Source organism: Promicromonospora sp. NPDC060271 (assembly GCF_042726755.1).
Lineage (GTDB): Bacteria > Actinomycetota > Actinomycetes > Actinomycetales > Cellulomonadaceae > Promicromonospora.
Window position 1 is genome coordinate 1 of sequence record NZ_JBHXBG010000258.1, and the last position, 5,107, is coordinate 5,107.

Below are 5,107 nucleotides of genomic sequence, written 5' to 3' on the forward strand. Positions count from 1 at the left end.
GCCTGCCGGCAGGCCGACCCGGGACTCGATGGGTTGTAGCGTCAGGACGGGTCGCCGTACTGCAGACCGCGTCCGTTGGTGCCGATGTAGACGCGGCCGTAGGTGTCGGGATCGCCGGTGATGACGCCGACGCTGCCGATGGCGCCCCACTGGTGGGCCCTGTCGTTGATGCGGAGCCAGGTGGCGCCCCCGTCGGTGGAGCGGAAGACGCCGGTGACGTCCTTGACGGTGCCGATCAGGTAGAGGGCCTGGTAGGTGGTGCCCGGCGCGGCCTTGCCGAAGCCGAGGGCGGAGGCCGACTGCACCGAGCCGAGCGTGGTGAAGGTGCGGCCGCCGTCGGTGGAGTGCAGCAGTCCCTTGTCACTGCCGGCGATCCACAGGTCCCCGGCGATGCCGGGCACGGCCGTGAGCCGGCCGGAGGGCAGGTTGCCGGCGCGGGCGGTGAAGGTCGCGCCGCCGTCGGTGCTGGCGTAGAGCGTGCCGCCCGTGAGTGAGTAGAAGGTGTTGGCCGAGGAACGGTCGGCGACGACGACGGCGTCGGTGCCCAGGCCGCTGACCCTGGACCAGCTCGCGCCGTTGTCGGTCGAGCGATAGGGGGCCTGGCCGGCCTCGGTCCAGACGATGGTCGAGCCGTCCGCGGCGAGCGCGACACGGCCGTCGTTGGCGCCGGCCACCGGCTCCGCCTTGAAGCCGGTCCAGGTGCTGCCGCCGTCGGTGGAGTAGGCGCCGTCCTGATCGCCGCCGCGGCCGACCCGGACCATCATCGAGGGCTTGGACTGGGCGAAGTCGATGTCGGTGCTGTTGGTCATCATCGGGTTCGCCAGCCGCCCGGAGGGCACCTTGGTCAGGGAGCCGTGCCGGAAGCCGCCCTGGTCGCCCATGGAGGTGATGACGGTGGCGCCGCCGGGAGGGGCGATCGCGTCCAGCAGCGAGGTCTCCTCGAGACCTCGGGCGCCTGAGCTCCAGTGGCTGGTGCTGCCGCTGTCGGAGGCGTTCGCGTCCTTGCTGCGCCAGATGCCGTTGCCGGTGCCGTACAGCACGTGCCCGGAGTTGAAGGGGTCGATGGCCAGGGCGGTCATCCAGTGCCCGGTGTGGGTGCCGACGTAGGGAGCGGCGGAGGCGCTGCGCACCGACTTGTCGGCCAGTGCCGTCCAGGTCGCGCCGCCATCGGTGGTCCGGTAGATCTCGTCCTCCGGCCACCAGCGGTCGAGCGTGGTGACCATCACCGTGGAGGGCTCGCGCGGGTCGACGGCCAGACCGGAGAACCCGTAGCTGCCCTGGGACGGGGAGATGTTCTTCCACACCCCGCTGGCCGGCGTGTACTTCCACACCGAGCCCCCCGTCACGCCGTTGGGTCCGAGGGCGTTGGTGTACGTCAGGTACAGCGAGCCGTCACCGGAGAGCACGCCGTGCTGCGGCATCTGGCCGGTGGGCTGCCCGGGGACGGCCTGCCAGGTGCTGCCGCCGTCGGTGGAGCGGTACAGAGAGGTCGACGAGTCGCCGACTCCGACGTAGATCGTCCTGCTGCCGCTCGGGCCGTACGTCACGAAGGAGATGCCCCCGCCGCTGCTCGCCCCGTCCTTGACGGGGAACGAGGAGACCTGGCTCCATCTCACGCCGTAGTCGGTGCTGCGCCACAGGCCGTTCTTGCGGCTGCCGAGCAGCAGGTTGCCGTGGTTGGCCGGATCGATCACGAGCCGCTCGCCCGCCCCACGGCCGTCCTCGTTGCCGCCCACCTTGAACGGCAGATTGGTGCGTTTGAAGGTGCGGCCCCGGTCGGTGGAGCGCAGGATCGCGCCGTTGCCGGCCCAGTCATTGGTGTAGGTGCCCGCCATGAGGTAGAGCCGGTTGGGGTCGACGGGGTCGGTGGCCACCGCGTCGATGCCCAGCAGGTTCCAGTCCTTCTCGCCGACCCAGTCGGTCAGCGGGGTCCAGCGCTCGGCCGTGGCGTTCCAGCGGTAGGCGCCACCCATGTCGGTGCGCGCGTACAGCAGGCCCTCCTCCTTCTGGTTGAACACCAGCCCTGTGACGTATCCGCCGCCCACCACCTGGGCGTTCTTCCACTTGTACGATCCGGCCCCAGCCGTCTGGGTCTGGGCCGACGCCACCGGCCCTTGCTGCTGGACGCTGGTGCCGTCGGCGGAGGAGCCGTTGTCATCGAGCGCCGTGCCACCGCGCACGGAGGTCTGCTGGTTGTCGGCGCCGCCGTCGACCGTCGTGGACGGCGAGTCCTCCTGCGCGGACACGAGGCCTGGCGCGACGACGGCGGTCACGCCGGCCAACGGCGAGCCCTCCTGCGCGAACACGAGGCCTGGCGCGACGACCGCGGTCACGCCGACCAACAGACCGGTGGCGATCCAGCGGCGGCGGTAACGCCCACGGCGCGCGCCGTGCTTGGGGTTGTCCATGGGGAAGTGCTCCTTGTATGTGATTCACCGGAGGAGGTGGATCAGGCACCGGAGTGGCCCGATCCACCTCCTAGTGGTCACAGGCACTGCGAAAGGTTGCCGCCGGCCGGGATCTTTTTCAGGCTCGTCTGTCGGCGCAGCGACGCCGAGGCCTCGAGCGTCGCGTGCTTCCCGTAGCTGCTCCGCGGGTACCGACCGCGTTCCGTTGGCCATACACCAAGGACGGACACCTTTCGGGTCCGACCCAGGCTTGCAGGTTCCTGCAAGCTGCGTCGACGCGACCGGTGTTCACTGCGGTCCTACGAATCAACGGGCAGGCCGACCGCGTTCTGACGGTGGTCTCCGGCGCCGCAATGGGCGCCGCCATCCGTGACCAGGAGGAGCAGCGCTCGTCTGCTCGCGCCTGGGCGGTCAGGTCCCCCGTGAGTACAGGAGGCATCCATGGTCAAGAAACTCACCCGAGCACTGCTGACGTTCGCGCTCGTGGTCGGCGCGCTCATCGTGGCGCCGAACTCAGCCACGGCCGCCGGCACGTGTTCGGGTACGCGAATCGACACGATCACGCACCGCAGCAGCGTGACGGGCAACGTCGTCGCCCACACCGGGATCTACAAGCTGAGCAATACCCGGTACTGCGTTCGCTCGCTCAAGTACGGAGTACTGAACGGTACGCAGACGTGGATGAATCTCAAGGTCTACGAAACGCTCGGCCGGACCACGGTGGACCTTCTCGATGAGGACTACGGCCACTTCTACGAGTACGCAGGACCTCTCACGGTCACCGTCTCCTCGTCTGACCGTTGCGTCGCATTCGGTCTGGACATGAAGAACCGAGGCGGCAGCTACATCGTCGACAGCGACGACGTCTACGGCCCCTTCTGCTGAGCCCGGTCTGACCCGGATCCGTGGGTAGCTGAGGGTACCTGGTAACCCTGGCGTCGATACCGGGCGAGACTGGCTGAAGAACGGGAGCGGTGGTCTCTCGGCGCGGCGCGCCGGTTAGGACGAGATCACCGCTCCTGAGTGCTGGTGCCGGTACTACAGCCTGTCATCCCCTGGACTGGCCAGTACTGCAGCCGTAGATCGGCCCGGTGGGCTGCGGTGGCGCTGGGGCGACGTCGCAAGAAGTCGGGCCGCGCGTCGCCCATGCGAATGTCGCGCCCTTCACCCCTGCCCTGCTGCGCGCTAGCCTTTTGCTCAATCGATCTAGCAAAGGTCGAGGAACCGGAGCAGGCGCCGCACCGATGCCGTTCTCCGACCGTTCCGCGCCGTCAAAGGAGACACACATGCGCACACCCCCACCCCGTGCCGACGGTCGACGCCGTCCAGGGCGCGTCGTCGCGGCAGCCCTGGCCGCCGCACTCGCAGTGAGCGGGGTCCTCGCCTCGACCGGCCCGGCCGCAGCGAGCCCCGACGCGAACCCGGCCTCCTCGCAGCCAGGCGGCAACCCCCATCAGGTGCTGGGCGTCACGCCCGTCACCGAGGTCGGCTCGTTCGGGCAGCAGGTGACCAAGGTGGTGGTCGAGTACGCCGCGCAGGTCGACGGCGGGGCTCTCTCGCCGCAGATGTTCCGGGTCGAGGACTCCGGCTACAACTTCCGCTTCGACCCGGCGTCGGAGCTCGGGAACCTCGTCGACCGGCCGATCGCCGACGTCTACACGACTGACGACCCCGCGCGCCTGCTCGAAAGGGACCGGCCCGAGCGGCGCGGGCGCTACGTCGTCCTCGAGCTGGCCGACGACCCGGCCGGCGGCTGGACCGTCATCACCTCACTGTGCCCCACGTTCCTGTGCTCGGTGCGCGTCAACCCGGACCAGCTCACCCAGGTCACACAGCTCGACGACGTCGTCGGCCCGCGCGGGACCGTCGTCTCGGCCGCCGCACCGGAGACGCCGCACCGGATCACCGAGGAGTCGATCGACCGCGAGGTCGACCAGTTCGTGCGCGGGTCGCTCGAGACGACGTCGGGCGAGCTCCTGTACGACTACCGCCTGCCCGAGCACTACAACCCGCACAGGCGGTACCCGCTCGTCGTCGCGCTGCCGGGACACGGCATGGGGTACGACGGCCAGAACCGCGGCGTCCAGCTCGCGTCCGACATGCTCGCGCTCGCCTGGACCCAGGAGGAGTGGATCGGGACCCACCAGGACGTCATAGTGGTCGCGCCCCAGAACCGCCGAATCGGCAAGGCTGCCGAGGGCGCGCAGGTCGTCGAGCTCGTCGAGGACTTCACGGAACGCTTCGCCGTCGACCGGCGGCGGGTCTACGCGACCTCGGTCTCCTACGGTTCGCAGCTCATGTGGGAGGCGTTCTCCACCCGTCCGGACCTGTTCGCCGGCGGCCTGCTCACCGGTGGCTTTCCCGGCGAGGCGGACGAGTTCGCGCCGATCGCCGCGGCGGAGGTCCCGATGTGGATCACCCACGGGACCGGCGACCACCTGCTCCCCGTCGCGAACGCGCGCGCGTCGTACGAGAAGCTCGTCGCGGCCTACGAGGCCCGCGGTCTGAGCAAGAAGCGCATCGACCGGCTCGCCCGCTGGACCGAGTACGGCGACGACGCGTTCACCCTGCCGGACCGGCACCTCGCGGCGGCACCCACCCTGGAGGATCCCGCGATCCTGCGGTGGCTACTCGCCCAGCGCGGCTAGAGCCGACCGCAGAGGGCTCCGCAGCGCGCGTCCGGCACGGCCGGCGCGCGC

3 protein-coding genes are annotated in these 5,107 nt (G+C 70.0%); 2 read left to right on the forward strand and 1 reads right to left on the reverse strand.

The window, feature by feature from the left end:
* Positions 1-41 precede the first annotated feature (41 nt).
* Entirely contained in the window at positions 42-2,408 is a 2,367-nt protein-coding gene (locus tag ACFWE2_RS24330; RefSeq protein ID WP_377226783.1) for a WD40/YVTN/BNR-like repeat-containing protein, read from the reverse strand.
* A 441-nt stretch (positions 2,409-2,849) separates the two neighbouring features.
* Between ACFWE2_RS24330 and ACFWE2_RS24335 the strand changes: the two genes are divergently transcribed.
* Positions 2,850-3,293, forward strand: a complete 444-nt coding sequence (locus ACFWE2_RS24335; RefSeq protein ID WP_377226784.1) for a hypothetical protein — start codon at positions 2,850-2,852, stop codon at positions 3,291-3,293.
* 401 nt (positions 3,294-3,694) lie between these two features.
* The gene (locus ACFWE2_RS24340) at positions 3,695-5,056 is read left to right on the forward strand and encodes a hypothetical protein (RefSeq protein ID WP_377226785.1); all 1,362 of its coding nucleotides are present in this window, start codon (positions 3,695-3,697) and stop codon (positions 5,054-5,056) included.
* Positions 5,057-5,107 lie beyond the last annotated feature (51 nt).

Excerpts from the sequence above, each read along its gene's own strand:
- ACFWE2_RS24340 (WP_377226785.1), top strand. The coding sequence starts at position 3,695 with ATGCGCACACCCCCACCCCGTGCCGACGGTCGACGCCGTCCAGGGCGC.
- ACFWE2_RS24335 (WP_377226784.1), top strand. The coding sequence starts at position 2,850 with ATGGTCAAGAAACTCACCCGAGCACTGCTGACGTTCGCGCTCGTGGTC.
- ACFWE2_RS24330 (WP_377226783.1), bottom strand. The coding sequence starts at position 2,408 with ATGGACAACCCCAAGCACGGCGCGCGCCGTGGGCGTTACCGCCGCCGC.